The 14,293-nt window shown below is 42.5% G+C and carries 12 protein-coding genes; 4 read left to right on the top strand and 8 right to left on the bottom strand.

Annotated features, from left to right (window positions below; genetic code table 11):
- The first annotated feature begins 122 nt into the window (after window positions 1–122).
- Window positions 123–842: an SDR family oxidoreductase gene (locus KI655_RS16510; protein WP_032553424.1), complete on the top strand. Its 720-nt coding sequence runs from the start codon at window positions 123–125 to the stop codon at window positions 840–842.
- A 223-nt stretch (window positions 843–1,065) separates the two neighbouring features.
- Here KI655_RS16510 and KI655_RS16505 read toward each other — a convergent pair whose 3' ends face one another.
- From KI655_RS16505 to KI655_RS16475, 7 genes are all read right to left on the bottom strand, one after another.
- Window positions 1,066–1,695 (bottom strand): bifunctional 4-hydroxy-2-oxoglutarate aldolase/2-dehydro-3-deoxy-phosphogluconate aldolase, encoded by a 630-nt coding sequence (locus KI655_RS16505; protein ID WP_285407199.1) that lies wholly within the window; start codon window positions 1,693–1,695, stop codon window positions 1,066–1,068.
- A 25-nt stretch (window positions 1,696–1,720) separates the two neighbouring features.
- Window positions 1,721–2,644: a sugar kinase gene (locus KI655_RS16500; RefSeq protein WP_285407198.1), complete on the bottom strand. Its 924-nt coding sequence runs from the start codon at window positions 2,642–2,644 to the stop codon at window positions 1,721–1,723.
- Between the two features lie 134 nt (window positions 2,645–2,778).
- Entirely contained in the window at window positions 2,779–3,852 is a 1,074-nt protein-coding gene (gene uxuA / locus KI655_RS16495; RefSeq protein WP_285407197.1) for a mannonate dehydratase, read from the bottom strand.
- Window positions 3,853–4,048: 196 nt separating this feature from the next.
- The gene (locus tag KI655_RS16490) at window positions 4,049–5,185 is read right to left on the bottom strand and encodes an alpha-hydroxy acid oxidase (RefSeq protein ID WP_285407196.1); all 1,137 of its coding nucleotides are present in this window, start codon (window positions 5,183–5,185) and stop codon (window positions 4,049–4,051) included.
- A gap of 18 nt (window positions 5,186–5,203) precedes the next feature.
- Entirely contained in the window at window positions 5,204–6,478 is a 1,275-nt protein-coding gene (locus KI655_RS16485; RefSeq protein ID WP_285407195.1) for a TRAP transporter large permease, read from the bottom strand.
- A gap of 1 nt (window position 6,479) precedes the next feature.
- Entirely contained in the window at window positions 6,480–7,016 is a 537-nt protein-coding gene (locus KI655_RS16480) for a TRAP transporter small permease (RefSeq protein WP_285407194.1), read from the bottom strand.
- 49 nt (window positions 7,017–7,065) lie between these two features.
- A complete protein-coding gene (locus KI655_RS16475) occupies window positions 7,066–8,031 on the bottom strand; it encodes a TRAP transporter substrate-binding protein (protein WP_285407193.1) in 966 nt (321 codons plus the stop codon).
- A gap of 844 nt (window positions 8,032–8,875) precedes the next feature.
- Between KI655_RS16475 and KI655_RS16470 the strand changes: the two genes are divergently transcribed.
- From KI655_RS16470 to KI655_RS16460, 3 genes are all read left to right on the top strand, one after another.
- Window positions 8,876–9,568 (top strand): FadR/GntR family transcriptional regulator, encoded by a 693-nt coding sequence (locus KI655_RS16470; protein WP_285407192.1) that lies wholly within the window; start codon window positions 8,876–8,878, stop codon window positions 9,566–9,568.
- Window positions 9,569–9,570: 2 nt separating this feature from the next.
- Window positions 9,571–10,587, top strand: coding sequence for a Zn-dependent oxidoreductase (locus KI655_RS16465; RefSeq protein ID WP_285407191.1), 1,017 nt, complete (start codon window positions 9,571–9,573; stop codon window positions 10,585–10,587).
- A 121-nt stretch (window positions 10,588–10,708) separates the two neighbouring features.
- Entirely contained in the window at window positions 10,709–12,175 is a 1,467-nt protein-coding gene (locus KI655_RS16460) for a mannitol dehydrogenase family protein (protein ID WP_285407190.1), read from the top strand.
- Between the two features lie 139 nt (window positions 12,176–12,314).
- Here the strand turns inward: KI655_RS16460 and KI655_RS16455 are convergent, their stop codons facing one another.
- Window positions 12,315–14,228, bottom strand: coding sequence for a TRAP transporter fused permease subunit (locus tag KI655_RS16455; RefSeq protein WP_285407189.1), 1,914 nt, complete (start codon window positions 14,226–14,228; stop codon window positions 12,315–12,317).
- Window positions 14,229–14,293 lie beyond the last annotated feature (65 nt).

Genomic DNA, 14,293 nt, shown 5'->3' with positions numbered 1-14,293 from the left:
CAACAATGCTGTTTTCCTTAATATACCCCCATCGCAACGAAACACGTCAATAACGCCTTGTTTCAAATGCACTTAGACAATACGTCGTCACACGACGACATAAAGGTACAGAGGAAATAAACATGAAAAAACTAATCGTAATCACAGGTGCTAGTTCAGGTATTGGTGAAGCAATCGCTCGTCGTCTAAGCGATGAAGGTCACCCTCTGCTGCTTTTGGCTCGTCGTATTGACCGTCTTGAAGCACTAAACCTACCAAACTCTCTAGCAGTAAAAGTAGACGTGACTGACCAAGCATCATTCGAAGCTGCGATTGCACAAGGTGAAGAGAAGTTCGGCCCTGTTGACGCACTAATCAACAACGCTGGCGCAATGCTTCTAGGCCAAATCGATACTCAAGACGCATCTGAGTGGAAACGTATGTTCGATGTGAACGTGCTTGGCCTTCTTAACGGAATGCAAGCGGTTCTTGCGCCAATGAAAGAGCGTAACAGCGGCACAATCATCAACATCAGCTCAATTGCGGGTAAGAAAACATTCCCGAACCACGCAGCTTACTGTGGTACTAAGTTCGCTGTACACGCTATCTCTGAAAACGTACGTGAAGAAGTGGCTGCAGCAAACGTTCGTGTAACAACAATTGCACCAGGTGCGGTAGAAACTGAGCTTCTTTCTCACACAACATCTCAAGAGATCAAAGATGGTTACGGTGAGTGGAAAGAGCAAATGGGTGGCGTACTAGCAGCTGACGATATTGCTCGCGCAGTATCATTCGCTTACCAGCAACCACAAAACGTATGTATCCGTGAAATCGCTCTAGCACCAACTAAGCAAGAGCCATAAGCCTCACGCGATAACAAACATAGCGTCATCATTGACGTCGAATAAAGAAAGGGACCTGTAACTAGAAATAGCTTACAGGTCCCTTTTTATTTTCTGAGCTGACAGAATTACGCTTGCTGTGCGACCTCACGGCCACGCCAATGGATCACGCTCAAGCCAACGATTATTGCAATACCCAGTGGCCCTAAGCCGAATGGGTTGAGGAGCAGTAGTGGAAAGGTCATTACTGCGAATTAACATGGCTTACCGCACTACGAACTAAAGCGCCTAGTTCGTTCCATTTTCCTTCGTCCATAAGCTTTGTCGGAACCATCCAAGTGCCACCACATGCTAATACTGACGGTAAAGATAAGTACTCATCCACATTCTTCAAGCTAACTCCGCCAGTTGGCATAAAGTTAACCGGATAAACAGCTGTTAAAGCCTTAAGCATACCAACGCCTCCAGAGGCTTCTGCAGGGAAGAATTTTAATGTACGTAGTCCCATGTCCATCGCTTGCTCCACTAGGCTTGGGTTGTTGACACCAGGAACAATTGCGACACCTTTATCAATACAATATTGTACGGTGCGAGGGTTGAAACCAGGGCTAACGATAAAATCTACGCCCGCGTCGATAGAGGCATCTACCTGCTCATTAGTTAGCACCGTTCCCGAACCAATTAACATATCAGGGAACTCTTTACGCATTAAACGAATCGCTTCAATCGCGCACTCGGTACGAAGAGTGATTTCTGCACAAGGCATACCATTTTCAACCAGTGCACGGCCTAGTGGAATTGCATCTTCAACTTTATTTATTGCAATAACAGGAATAACTTTAAGGTTTGCTAAATGTTCATTTAACGTAGTCATTAGGACTCTCTCTTCATTGAACGGGTTATAAATACAAATCTGGCATTTCATCTCTTGGAATGATCGCGCCTTTATGTTGAATAACGGTGCTGGCTAGAATGTGCCCAGCTTCCGCTGATTGTGTCCCGCTACCACCACTAAGGCGTTTAGCGAGAAAACCGGCACTAAATGAATCACCGGCTGCTGTAGTATCCACCACGTTTTTGACTTTACTCGCAGCGACTGAGGAACAAGATCCATTTTTATAAACAAAGCAATCTTTACTGCCTCGTTTAACAATAATTTCAGAAACACCAGCGTCTCTTGTTCGTGCGATACATTGCTCAACGTCTTCATCACCGTATAACGCTTCTTCATCGTCGAAGGTCAGTAAGGCGGTGTCGGTGTATGACAGCATCTTTAAATACACTCTCTCAGCTTCATTACGCTCTTTCCATAACTTAGGGCGATAATTGTTATCGAAGAAAACTTGACCAGAAAAACTATCCAGAAGCTCAAATAGCATTTCTCGGCTGTTCTCGGTCAAAATTGCGAGCGTAATACCACTAAGGTAAACCACATCAAATTGCTTCAATTTAGCTAGTAATTCATGCGCATTATCTTGGTCAAACATAAACTTTGCAGAAGCTTCACTACGCCAATAATAAAAGCTACGCTCACCAGTTGAATCGGTTTCAATGTGATAAACTCCTGGTTGCTTGCCTGGAATTTGATGAATTAAAGATGTATCAATCCCCTCCTCTTCCCAAGCGTCTAGCATTGCTTGACTATAAGGGTCTTTACCCAAAGCCGTCACATAGGAGATTTCGATATCCTGAGCTTTGCATAAGCGAGAGAGATAAAGCGCTGTATTTAGCGTGTCTCCGCCGAATGACTGCTGCAGCGCCCCATTTTTATGCTGTAGCTCAACCATACATTCGCCAATAATGGCTATTTTAGTTTTTTTCATCTTTAACCTCAGCAGCGCTGGGAAATTAAATGCTCGTCAATAATTGTGTGCTGGTTGTAGAGCAACCTGAATATCACTTAACCAGGTTGAACCCTACTATTAGCACGCGACTATTGGTCTAACTAACTCACGATTTATTTGCTAGCTTGCTGCGCTTGCAAGTTGTCCCATGCACCGAGGATGTACATAATCCCAAGAGCTCGGTCATATAAACCGTAACCAGGACGAGCCCATTTCTCTTCACCCCAAATATGGCGACCATGGTCTGGTCGTACATAACCTTGATAATCGTGCTTATGAAGTGTTTGTATGACTTTAATAGTATCGACGGAGCCATCACACGCTCGATGAGAGGACTCGATAAAGTCACCGTTCTCAAACCTTTTTACATTACGTATATGTATAAAATGAATTCGCTCATGAACTTCGTCGATAATGTCTGGAATATCGTTATTGCTCGAACCAAGTGATCCGGTACATAAACTTAAGCCGTTATATGGGCTATCAACCAAGTTTAAAAACCTTAGAATATTTTCTTTGTTAATAATAATTCGAGGTAGACCAAAGATAGGGAATGCAGGGTCATCTGGGTGAATCCCCATTTTAATATCGTATTCTTCACAAACGGGGATAACTTTTTCTAAGAAATACTGGAGGTTTCCCCAAAGGTCTTCCGCTGTAAAACCTTTGTACTTCTCAAACGTTTCTTTTAACTGAGATAGTCGTTCTGGTTCCCACCCTGGCATTGTTACAGATACGTTCTTTGATAATTTTTCGATAAGCTCAATAGGCTCAATATCACTGATTTTACTCTTTTCGAAAAACAGAGCGTTAGAACCGTCTTCCATTTCTTTATACAGCTCGGTTCTGGTCCAATCGAATACTGGCATAAAGTTATAGCAGACTACTTTTACCCCGACATTAGCTAGTCTTTTTAAGGTTTCAATATAGTTATCAATATACTTATCTCTTGATGGCAAACCGAGTTTAATGTCTTCATGAACATTCACACTTTCGACGACATCAATATGAAAACCTGATTTCTCTATTATTTCTTTTTCAGCGAGAATACGTTCTTCGCTCCAAACTTCTCCAGCGGGCATATCGTGTAATGACCAAACAATGCCTTCTACACCAGGAATCTGTTTAATAAAAGGTAAACTTACCTCATCATTTCCTTCGCCATACCAACGAAATGACATTTTCATATTTATCTCCAAAAAAGTTTTTAATTATTTAGCAAATCGGACAAATAAAAGTTTAGAGCCTTAATATAATATTAATTGAGATAATATCAACTCAACCCTATATGCATAATCTATATACCCGCCCAATAAATATTTTTATTACGGATACGTATAACGAACAACTATTTACCAAAATTAAATGAGCTTGTACTTATATCTAGTTTGCGAGGAACCCTGACAAATCAGAGGGTTTCTCACACCTAATTTGTTCCATTACTTGAGTCAGTTGGTGCATTAACACTTCGATTGCATGCTCTCCACCTTCCTTACCCAATGACGACACGGCGTACATGAAAAAGCGACCCAAAAATGTAAATTGGGCACCGGATGCTAAGGAAGTGGCAATATCCACTCCCGATCGGATACCGCTATCCATCATCATCGTCGTTCCTGAGGGCACTGAATCTCGATCAATTTTTCTTAGAAGATCTATTGGGGATTCACAGGCGTCTAGCTGCCGAGCTCCATGGTTAGATAAAATAACCCCGTCGGCACTCACTTCTTCAAGTAACTTGAGATCGCTACTAGAACAAACGCCTTTTACGATTAAATTCCCCTCCCACTTGTCTCTTATTCTTTTCAAGCCTTCCGTATCCACTTTCCCCATCGCCATCGAGCGCATCATTTCTGGTAAATCGAGACGATGCTCTCTCATGTACGGTTCCAAATTCTTAAACTTCGGAATCCCATATTTGAGGGTTTGAGTTGCCCAATGCGGCGTTTTGCATACATCAATGAAGTTCTTAACAGAGTACTTAGGGGGCATAGTTAATCCATTCACGATATCATTGGGCCTAAACCCAAACGTCGGAATGTCGACCGTGACCACCAAGTTTTTATAGCCGCAACTCTTCAACCGTCCCAATATTGAGTCTTGTATTGTTTCATCCACAGGGTTGTAGAGTTGAAACCATGCATTGTCTTCAGCTAACTCTGCGATTACTTCTATCGACTCAGATGAAACGGTGCTTAGGATATATGGAATATTGTATTTCTTTGCTGCCTTCGCCAAAATTACCGGAGAATTAGGCCAAATCAGACCTTGTAAACCGATTGGTGCAATGCCGAATGGAGCGCTATATTCTTTCCCAAGGATTGTTGTTTTTAAGTCGCATTTTGAATACGGCGCTAAATACCTTGGTGCTAACTTAGAACTCTGCAATGCTAAACGGTTTGTCTCCAATCCAATATCATCAAAACATCCTCCTTCCAAATATTCATAGATAAACTTTGGAATATTCTTTTCTGTTTTTTTTCTCATTCGAGAATAATCTGGGTATCGACCATCTAACATTACATCAACTCTAATTGTTTATAAGAACACGCTTGGTAGCCAAAGTGATAACGCTGGTATATATGTGACCATCAATAACACGGCTAAATTGCACAATAGGAAAGGCACGATTGCTTTCACGACTTTCTCCATCGGAATTCCACCAATGCCCGCAGCAACGAACAAACAAACTCCAACAGGTGGTGTAGTTAGACCAATCATCAAGTTAAGCACGGCGATAATGCCAAAGTGCACTGGGTCAACACCGACAGCAGTCGCTACGCCTAACAGTGTAGGAAACAGTATGATTAGTGCCGCAATGGTCTCCATGAACGAGCCAACCAACAGCAACAATAAGTTGATGATTAGCAATACAATGATTGGATTTTCACTGATCGTTAGTATCGCAGACGCTATCATCTGTGGGATTTTTTCTGATGTTAGTATCCACCCAAACACATTTGCTAAACCAACAAGTAACATTAACGATGCAGTGGTTACTGCAGTCGAAAGTAGTATTTTCGGAAGATCTCTAAACGAAAGTCCCTTATAAACGAACACACCGATAATCATTGCATAAAGCGCCGCGACTACAGAGGCTTCGGTCGGCGTAAAGAAACCACCTACAATGCCAATCAGTATCAAAAATGTCAGGGAAATCGCCCAACAACTTGTACGTAAGTGAAGGATAATTTCAGATAACGTCGCGCGCTTTTCTTTCGGGTAGCCTCGTTTTACCGATAGGAAATAAGTCGTTGCCATCATCCCTACACCCAGTAACAAGCCCGGTACAGCACCAGCTAGAAACAGTTTTCCAACCGAGATACTGGTCAATGTGCCGACAATGATCATGGGTACGCTAGGAGGAATAATTGGCCCGATGGTTGAAGAGGCAGCAGTCACCGCGGCTGCAAATGGTTTGTCGTAACCACTTTTTGCCATACCAGGGATCATGACCGAACCAATCGATGCTGTATCTGCAACCGCAGTACCTGAAACGCCACCAAACAACATTGAACCACTAACATTCGCTAACCCAAGTCCACCACGAATATGCCCCAGCATCACGTTACTTAGCCCAATAATCTGTTCGGTGATATTCCCCCGATTCATTAAATTTCCAGCGAGTATGAAGCCGCCAATACAAAGGAGTACAAACGAATCAATGCCCGCAAACATTTTTTGTGGAATTACAGTTAATGAAATATCAGCTATCAATAAGTAAGCCATTGATGCTATTCCAAGCGTAATTGCAATAGGAAAGCCTAATATTAATAAAATAAAGAAAACCGAAAATAATATATAGACTTCCATATCATCCTCTCCGACTTGTATGTTTAATAATTATTTTTATAGAGTCTAGTGCTATAAATAATTGTAAGTTTGCAAAGATAAGAACACTTGCAAAAAAGATGTAGTCCATTTGAACTGCAAGTACTGGTGATGTTTGCCATTCACCGATACTCATAAATTGAAATGCATTTGGTAAAGCAATAAAGATAAAAACAGAAATAACGATATTAACAATTAGTTGATATATACTTTGCCATTTTTCGCTTAGTCTAGAAACTATAATATCGACACTCACTAGTTCTTTTGACTTAAAAGCTAATCCAGAACCAAAAGCAACGGTATAGATAAAGAAGTAGCGAGAAAGTTCTTCTGTCCAAGCAGGGGTACTTTCTAAAAACATTCTTGCAAATACTTGTAGTAAAACCACGCCACATAAAGCGACCAAGCTACAAATTGTAAAAAAGCTAAAAAAGCGAGTGGCAAGTCGATCAATGTGATTTACGGCTCTCGAAACGAGTGACTCTTTTGATTCTTCAGCCACATTTACGATTGTCGTCATAATTTCCCTCATGAGAAAATAGGGAGGCTTCCACCTCCCCAAGGGTTACTTATAGTTTTTGGATATCTTCAAACAGCGGTAACTGCTCTTTATTCAAACTTTTACGAACAGCCGGAAGCGCAGCTTCACGGAATGCCTCTTGATCGACATCGACGAATTTCATCCCTCTTTCTTGCAATAACTCTGCAAGCTTTCTTTCATCTTCTAGGAATAGATCTCGTTCGTAGGCCTGCGTTTCGGCAGCGGCTTCTTTAACCACAACTTGCAAGTCTTTAGGTAGTTTTTCTAATTGACGCTTACCCATAACAACGTAAATCCAGCTGCGTACGTGTTCTGTTTTGTTCACATAACCTTGAACTTCAAAGAACGATGCGCTGTTGATCAGTGATAGCGGGTTTTCTTGGGAATTGATCGTGCCTTGTTGTAAAGAAGTAAAAACTTCCGAGAATGCCATCGGAGTCGGTTTAGCACCAAGTTGCTCCCACACCTTTACAAAAATTGGAACGTTTGGAACACGTAGAATAGTACCGTTAAGATCTTCTGGCGTTGTAATTGGTTTATTCGAAGTTAGGTTGCGCGCACCACGTTCGAACCAAGTTAGTGGCACTAGGCCTGAACGTTGAGTGATTTGTTCTTCAATTTCTTTACCAACCTCACCATCGGCAACTGCTGCTAAGTGCTCGCTATCACGGATTGCATATGGGATTGCAAGCAGTGCTGCTTTCGGTGCCCAGTTTTGCAATGACTCACCCGAGATTGTTAGGTCAACCGTGCCTAGTTGGATGCCGTTAATGATATCCATCTCAGACCCTAATTCAGAGTTCGGATACACCAAAACTTCAATTCGTCCTTCAGATTTTTCTTCCACCGTTTTTTGGAAATGTAGGGCAGCTTTGTTCCAAACATTGTCATCGTTTGCCAGATGGCCAAATTTCAAAGTGTAGTCGGCAGCAGATGCAATTCCAGTGAAAAGAGAAGACGCTAATATAGCGACGCTCAATAGTTTTTGCTTCATCGTGTTCTCCATTTTTATCTTTATTGTACAGACCAATTTAATCTAACATCGGATTAACATTTCACAATTATTAAAAACGTTAAGTGTGATAAATGTGACAGAAAGACCCTACTTAGCATGGCATTTTTATGCGCAAAGTCTCAGCTTTCGCAACCAGAAAAAACCATATCTCGATCAATGAATAGTCATTTTTATGGGAATTACTCTATTTGTCCCACTTGCTTTACCTTCCTCGTTTTGGGCTGAATCCACGATGAAAACTCCGCATCACTTTAAGAATATTTAACTTGGCTATATTTGCACGACTCAACAGGTGGTAAATTAAATAGATTAAAAACAACAACTTAAAACCAAAACCCAACATAACAAAAAGCGAATCGGCCACTTATCTTTGTTTTATCTCTCATCAAAATACGATTTAAACCAAACTGGGAGCACAATATTCCAAAAACAATAAAGTATGATTTTAACTAAAAATCTGTAAATCATTGACCAAGTTCCTGTTTTACCGCCTCCTAATCTATAAAAAGAACACCACACCACTTAGCTCTACTTATTAACTCTATTGTTGAAGCTATATAACGCAATGTAGAAATATATTTAGCCACACAAAAAACCAACACAACAAAATTGGTCTGTACAATATTTTCACTTTAACATGCCCTTGGTCACATAACTTTTAGATAAATGATGGTTTAATTGGTACATAACAATGCTGCAGAGTGAGCCAACATCTCCTCAAAGCTATTTTCACGGTTAATCCCATTAAATAGACTGAGCAAAGAGAAGGGCGCACAACCAATCATTAGCGGCATAAAGAATCGATTATGAACAAGGTAGAAGCATGACAATAAAAACTGACCGGCTGTACATAACCGTCGCCAATCAGATCATTAACCGAATTAACGCAAAGCAATACCTCGTAGGGGACAAAATCCCACCAGAACGGAAGCTGTCAGAAGAGCTCAATGTGAGCCGTACCGTCATACGTGAAGCTATGGTTTATTTGGAACTATCTGGCATTGCTGAAATCAAGAAAGGGGCAGGGGTTTTCGTCTTACAAAGTCAGCCTCAACTGCCTTCCCCGGCACTAAGTGAATTTACGCCAAATGATATTTTGTCGGCTAGAAAAATTATTGAGGGTGAGTTTGCTGAACAAGCAGCGTTGAACAATACGCCTGAACTAATAAACGAACTTCAACAATGCCTTGACATGATGACTGCCTCTCAATTTTTCTCAAGTATCGAGTTGAGACATCAAACATCTCATGATGCTGACCAACAGTTTCACTTTGCAATCGCTAGCACTTGCCAGAACCCACTATTAACCATTTTCCACCAAGATCTGATGTCGCTACATATGAAAGGCAAAATGTGGGATCGCATGGAAGTCATTGCTAACGAACCGACTGCAAAAGGAATTTGGATTGACGATCATCAAGCGATCTTCAATGCGATCAAAGCCGGAGATCCTGAACAAGCTAAATCGGCAATGATCATGCACATCGATAACGTGATAGATAAGTTGAGTAACTAAAAATGAAATCATTTATTGTTAATGGGATTAATGACTACCAAGTCGTCGAACAAGACGTACCTTCTTTCTCTGATGACCAAGTATTAGTGCGTGTAGAGTACGCCGGGATTTGTGGCTCTGACCTGCACATTATTCACGGCCAAAACCCATTTGCTACTTACCCTAGAATCACTGGGCATGAGTTTGTAGGAACTATCGAAAAAATCGGAAGCAGCGTAACTGGGCTGGAAGTTGGAGCAAAAGTGGTCGTGAATCCTGTGATCAGCTGTGGCCAATGCCGACCATGCAAAATCGGTCGATCGAATGTGTGTACTGAACTTCAAGTGATTGGTGTTCACACCGATGGCGGATTCACACAATTTCAAACCGTGCCTGCAGCCAATATTATTGCCCTACCGGACAGCATCAACTTAAGAGATGCAACCTTAATAGAACCTTACAGTATCGCAGCTAACGTGTTTAACCGATTAGACGCTTCTTCGGATGACACAATATTGATCTACGGTGCGGGCGTTATTGGGTTAACCATTGTACAAATTGCTAATGTTTTAGGTATTCCATCTATAATTGTCGATCTTCTTGATGAAAAGTTAGAGACCGCCAAGCAATTAGGGGCGACTCATACCATTAACCCTAAACAAGAAAACACTGAGCAGCGAGTCATGGAGCTGACAGATGGGCAAGGTGTACCACTGATCGCAGACGCAGCATGTATTCCTGCTCTTATTCCTGAAATTATGAGGTTGGCAGCTCCTGCGGGAACTGTTTGTTTGCTCGGTTTCTCTAGTGAAGATAGTCCGCTTCAACAAGTAGAAGTGATCAAGAAAGAGCTGACCATTGTAGGCTCTCGTCTAAATAACAAGATGTTCCCGAAAGTGATTGACTGGATGGCTCAAGGAAAACTCGACACCGAGTTTTTAATCAGTCACGAGTTCACCCTCGATACCGCTCCTGATGCTATTGCACTTATAGAGAACGACCCACAAAAAGTACGTAAAGCATTGATAAAAATGCACTAACAGCTCGTATTGGCAATAATCCATATACGTTTTGTTCAACTTATTAAGTCTCCAATACTCATTTGGAGACTTCGATAGCTCATTCGCTCTCCCAAATTCGCTTACATCTGAGGATATTTATATGGCTTCTAGTCGAACTGAATATGATCAATTATCACATTCAAACTATGATCGCTCGTCACTTAAAAACCGAATCGTTCATATTGGTTGTGGTGCATTTTTCCGTGCTCACCAGGCTTTGGTATTAGAAAAACTCAACCAAATAACGCCTAGTGATTGGGGCTATACGACCGTAAGCTTGTTTAGTGGAAAGCCCTTTATTCAAGAGTTGAGAGAGCAAGACCATCGCTACACTGTCGTTGAACAAGATCATACCACCACCAATGTTCACACTATCGAATCAGTGATAGATAGTATGCACCCTATCCTAGACGGAATTGACTCGATTATAGAAAGAATGGCAGAGCCCCAAGTATCGATCGTTTCATTAACGATTACTGAAAAAGGCTATTGTGTAGACCCGAACACTCGCCAATTTCATGCTGGACACCCGTTGATTACTCAAGACATCGCTAATCCTAAAGCACCAAAATCCGCCTTAGGTGTGATTGTTGCTGCGTTAAGTTTGAGAAAAGAACGAAACCTACCTGCCTTCAGTGTCATGTCCTGTGACAACATGCCCCATAACGGGGAAGTAACGAAAGCCGCCATTATTGCTTATGCCAACATCATAGACCCGGGTTTATCTGAATGGATTTCAATCCATACCAGCTTCCCTAGCACAATGGTTGATAGAATTGTTCCCGCAATGACCGACGAATCATTGAAAACTATCGAATCATTAACTGGCAAGTTTGATCCTTGTGGACTGATCACAGAACCCTTTTTGCAATGGGTTATTGAAGATAACTTTGTTTCTGGCCGCCCTGAATGGCAGCTAATTGATGGTGTATCACTCGTAAAAGATGTGCAGCCTTATGAAGAAATGAAGCTTAGAATGCTCAATGGTAGCCACTCTTTTCTCGCTTACACAGGGTACTTATCCGGATATGAATATATTTCGGATACGATGGAAAACCCTAGCTTCAAAGAAATGACTCGTCGTCTTATGCTCAATGAGCAAAAACCAACCCTACAAGAGCTCGATAATATCAATCTCATCGAGTATTCCGAGCTGCTCTTAAATCGATTTTCAAATCCACATTTAAAGCATAAGACGCATCAGATCGCTATGGACGGCAGCCAAAAGCTACCGCAACGTATTATTGAATCGATGGGCATTCTAGCCAAAGGCGAGCGTGATTTTACCGCTTTAGCATTAGGTACTGCGGCATGGATGCGCTACATCAGAGGTATTGATGAAAACAATCAACCGATTGAGGTAGTAGACCCTCTCTCTGATCATTTATTGTCAATCAGTAAAAAACACGACTCAATTGAGCCACTAATTAACGCTCTTTTGAGTGAAGAAACGATCTTCGACCAATCCATTGTTCAACAGAAATCTGTTATTGATGCTATTACTCAGGCGTACATCAATATTGAACAAAAAGGCGCTAAGAAAGCGGTGATGGAAGCAGTACTGTAGCCCCGAGCGATAAAACAATTAATTAAATTTTCACGGATAACATCAAAACAAGAAAAGATCGCAAGTATAATATCTAGTTAACAAAAAGGGGTCTGAACATTCAGATCCCTTTCTCGTATTTATATAACTTCAAAACAGGTTACGCTTGTTGAGCAACCTCACGGCTGCGCCATTGGATGACTATTAGACCAACAATGATCGCGATACCCAGAGGACCTAAGCCGAATGGATTAAGGAGCAACAATGGGATAGCGAGCAATGCCACCAAACGTTCAACCATGTTCAGTGAGCGAATCAGATAACCTTCAATCGCGATAGCTATCGCAACGATGATTGTGAGTGTCTGAACGATAGAGAACAGCAGTGCTGGCATGCCATCATTCGGATTCACAATACTGGTGTACGCCATCATGATTGGGATGATGAACAGACCGCCCGCTAACTTGAACGCTTCAACCGAAGACTTCATTGGATTGGCGTTCGCAACCCCTGCGCCAGCGAAGGCGGCTAGTGCAATCGGAGGGGTGACGTTAGAAGTCTGTGACAACCAGAATACGATAAGGTGAGCCGTTAGCAGTGGCAGGCCAAAATCACTAAGCATTGGCACCGCCATAACCGCAAGTACGATATATGCAGCCGTTACTGGCAATCCCATACCCAATACCAAGGCCACTAAGCTGATCAAGCCCAATGCGATAAGCATGCACCCGCCAGAAAAATCCATCACAAACTGAGTAAACTGCAAGCCAATGCCTGTTTGGCCAACCACACCAACAATGATACCAGCAGCACCACACGCGGCCGATATAGGCAGTGCCATTAGCGCACCGTTTTTCATTCCTTCAATGAACTTCGTCAGCCCGATTCGGCTATGTTTACGCAGCGCCGCTGTTAGTAGAATCGCGGTACATCCCGCAACACCCACTAACAGTGGTGAGTAAGCCATCATCAAGAGTACCGTGATCAGAATCAACGGAATCAAGTGGTGGGCACCGTCTTTCATCACCGCAATCACAGCTTCGGTTTTGCTCACCGCTTTAAGGTTAAGCTTGCACGCCATCAGGTGGACATAAAGCAGAGTACAGAAGAAGTAGAGAATGGCCGGCGCAATCGAGGCGATCATGATTTCGCTATAAGGCACGCCAGTAAACTGGGCCATCACGAACGCACCTGCGCCCATGATCGGTGGCATAATCTGTCCACCTGTTGAGGCAGCGGCTTCAATACCCGCGGCTTGCTCTGGCTTATAACCAAGCTTTTTCATCATCGGGATAGTGATCGAGCCCGTCGTCACTGTATTGGCAATCGCAGAACCAGATATCGAACCTAATCCGGCCGAAGCTAATACCGCTGCTTTGGCTGGTCCGCCACGGTATTTACCTGCGATTGAGAAGGCGAGATCGATAAAGAACTTACCTGCCCCCGTCACCTCAAGGAATGCACCAAACAATACAAAGATAAACACGGTTGTCGCCGCTATCCCCAAGGCAGAGCCAAACACACCATTAGCTGAATAGATCTGGAACTGAATCAACTCTTGTAATGTATAAGCCTTGATTGCAAAGCCACTTGGCAACATGTCACCGAACGCACTATAAGCGAGGAACAGCGCTGCAATGAACACCATCACCCAGCCCACGGTACGTCGACACCCTTCCAAGAGCAGCACCAACAAAGCACTGCCAGCGAACATATCCGCAAACTGCAGCCCGTAAAATAGATGGTTGATGTCGTTGTAATCGAAGATCCACAGACGATAGCCTGCGAATACCACCACGCCACACAAGATCACATCGATCAGCTTGCCCACCACAAAAAGCTTATTTTCTCGATTGGCGATCAATGGATAGTGAAGGAAGATCAAGACCAAGACCCAGCACAGGTGGATAGGTCTAAAATAAGTTGCTGAGATCGTTGAACTCACACCTTGCCATATTTGAAAAACCGACAAAGCTACCGCGACAACTAAAGTCAGGTAGCCCATTGTTTTAACGAGTTTTTCATAGGGTAAATGCTGAGGTGACGCGTTTTGATTATCAGGGGTAATATCCATATTAATGCCTGCTGGATAAGAACGAATTGATAAAAAGGGTAAGTGAGAGCCACTTACCCTGAGGT

The organism is Vibrio sp. D404a (genome assembly GCF_030248535.1).
Taxonomy (GTDB): Bacteria; Pseudomonadota; Gammaproteobacteria; order Enterobacterales; family Vibrionaceae; genus Vibrio.
Note: the sequence above shows the minus strand (reverse complement) of the source record. Positions and strands in the feature narration are given on the sequence as shown.

Excerpts from the sequence above, each read along its gene's own strand:
- KI655_RS16510 (WP_032553424.1), top strand. The coding sequence starts at position 123 with ATGAAAAAACTAATCGTAATCACAGGTGCTAGTTCAGGTATTGGTGAA.
- KI655_RS16505 (WP_285407199.1), bottom strand. The coding sequence starts at position 1,695 with ATGACTACGTTAAATGAACATTTAGCAAACCTTAAAGTTATTCCTGTT.
- KI655_RS16500 (WP_285407198.1), bottom strand. The coding sequence starts at position 2,644 with ATGAAAAAAACTAAAATAGCCATTATTGGCGAATGTATGGTTGAGCTA.
- uxuA (WP_285407197.1), bottom strand. The coding sequence starts at position 3,852 with ATGAAAATGTCATTTCGTTGGTATGGCGAAGGAAATGATGAGGTAAGT.
- KI655_RS16490 (WP_285407196.1), bottom strand. The coding sequence starts at position 5,185 with ATGTTAGATGGTCGATACCCAGATTATTCTCGAATGAGAAAAAAAACA.
- KI655_RS16485 (WP_285407195.1), bottom strand. The coding sequence starts at position 6,478 with ATGGAAGTCTATATATTATTTTCGGTTTTCTTTATTTTATTAATATTA.
- KI655_RS16480 (WP_285407194.1), bottom strand. The coding sequence starts at position 7,016 with ATGACGACAATCGTAAATGTGGCTGAAGAATCAAAAGAGTCACTCGTT.
- KI655_RS16475 (WP_285407193.1), bottom strand. The coding sequence starts at position 8,031 with ATGAAGCAAAAACTATTGAGCGTCGCTATATTAGCGTCTTCTCTTTTC.
- KI655_RS16470 (WP_285407192.1), top strand. The coding sequence starts at position 8,876 with ATGACAATAAAAACTGACCGGCTGTACATAACCGTCGCCAATCAGATC.
- KI655_RS16465 (WP_285407191.1), top strand. The coding sequence starts at position 9,571 with ATGAAATCATTTATTGTTAATGGGATTAATGACTACCAAGTCGTCGAA.
- KI655_RS16460 (WP_285407190.1), top strand. The coding sequence starts at position 10,709 with ATGGCTTCTAGTCGAACTGAATATGATCAATTATCACATTCAAACTAT.
- KI655_RS16455 (WP_285407189.1), bottom strand. The coding sequence starts at position 14,228 with ATGGATATTACCCCTGATAATCAAAACGCGTCACCTCAGCATTTACCC.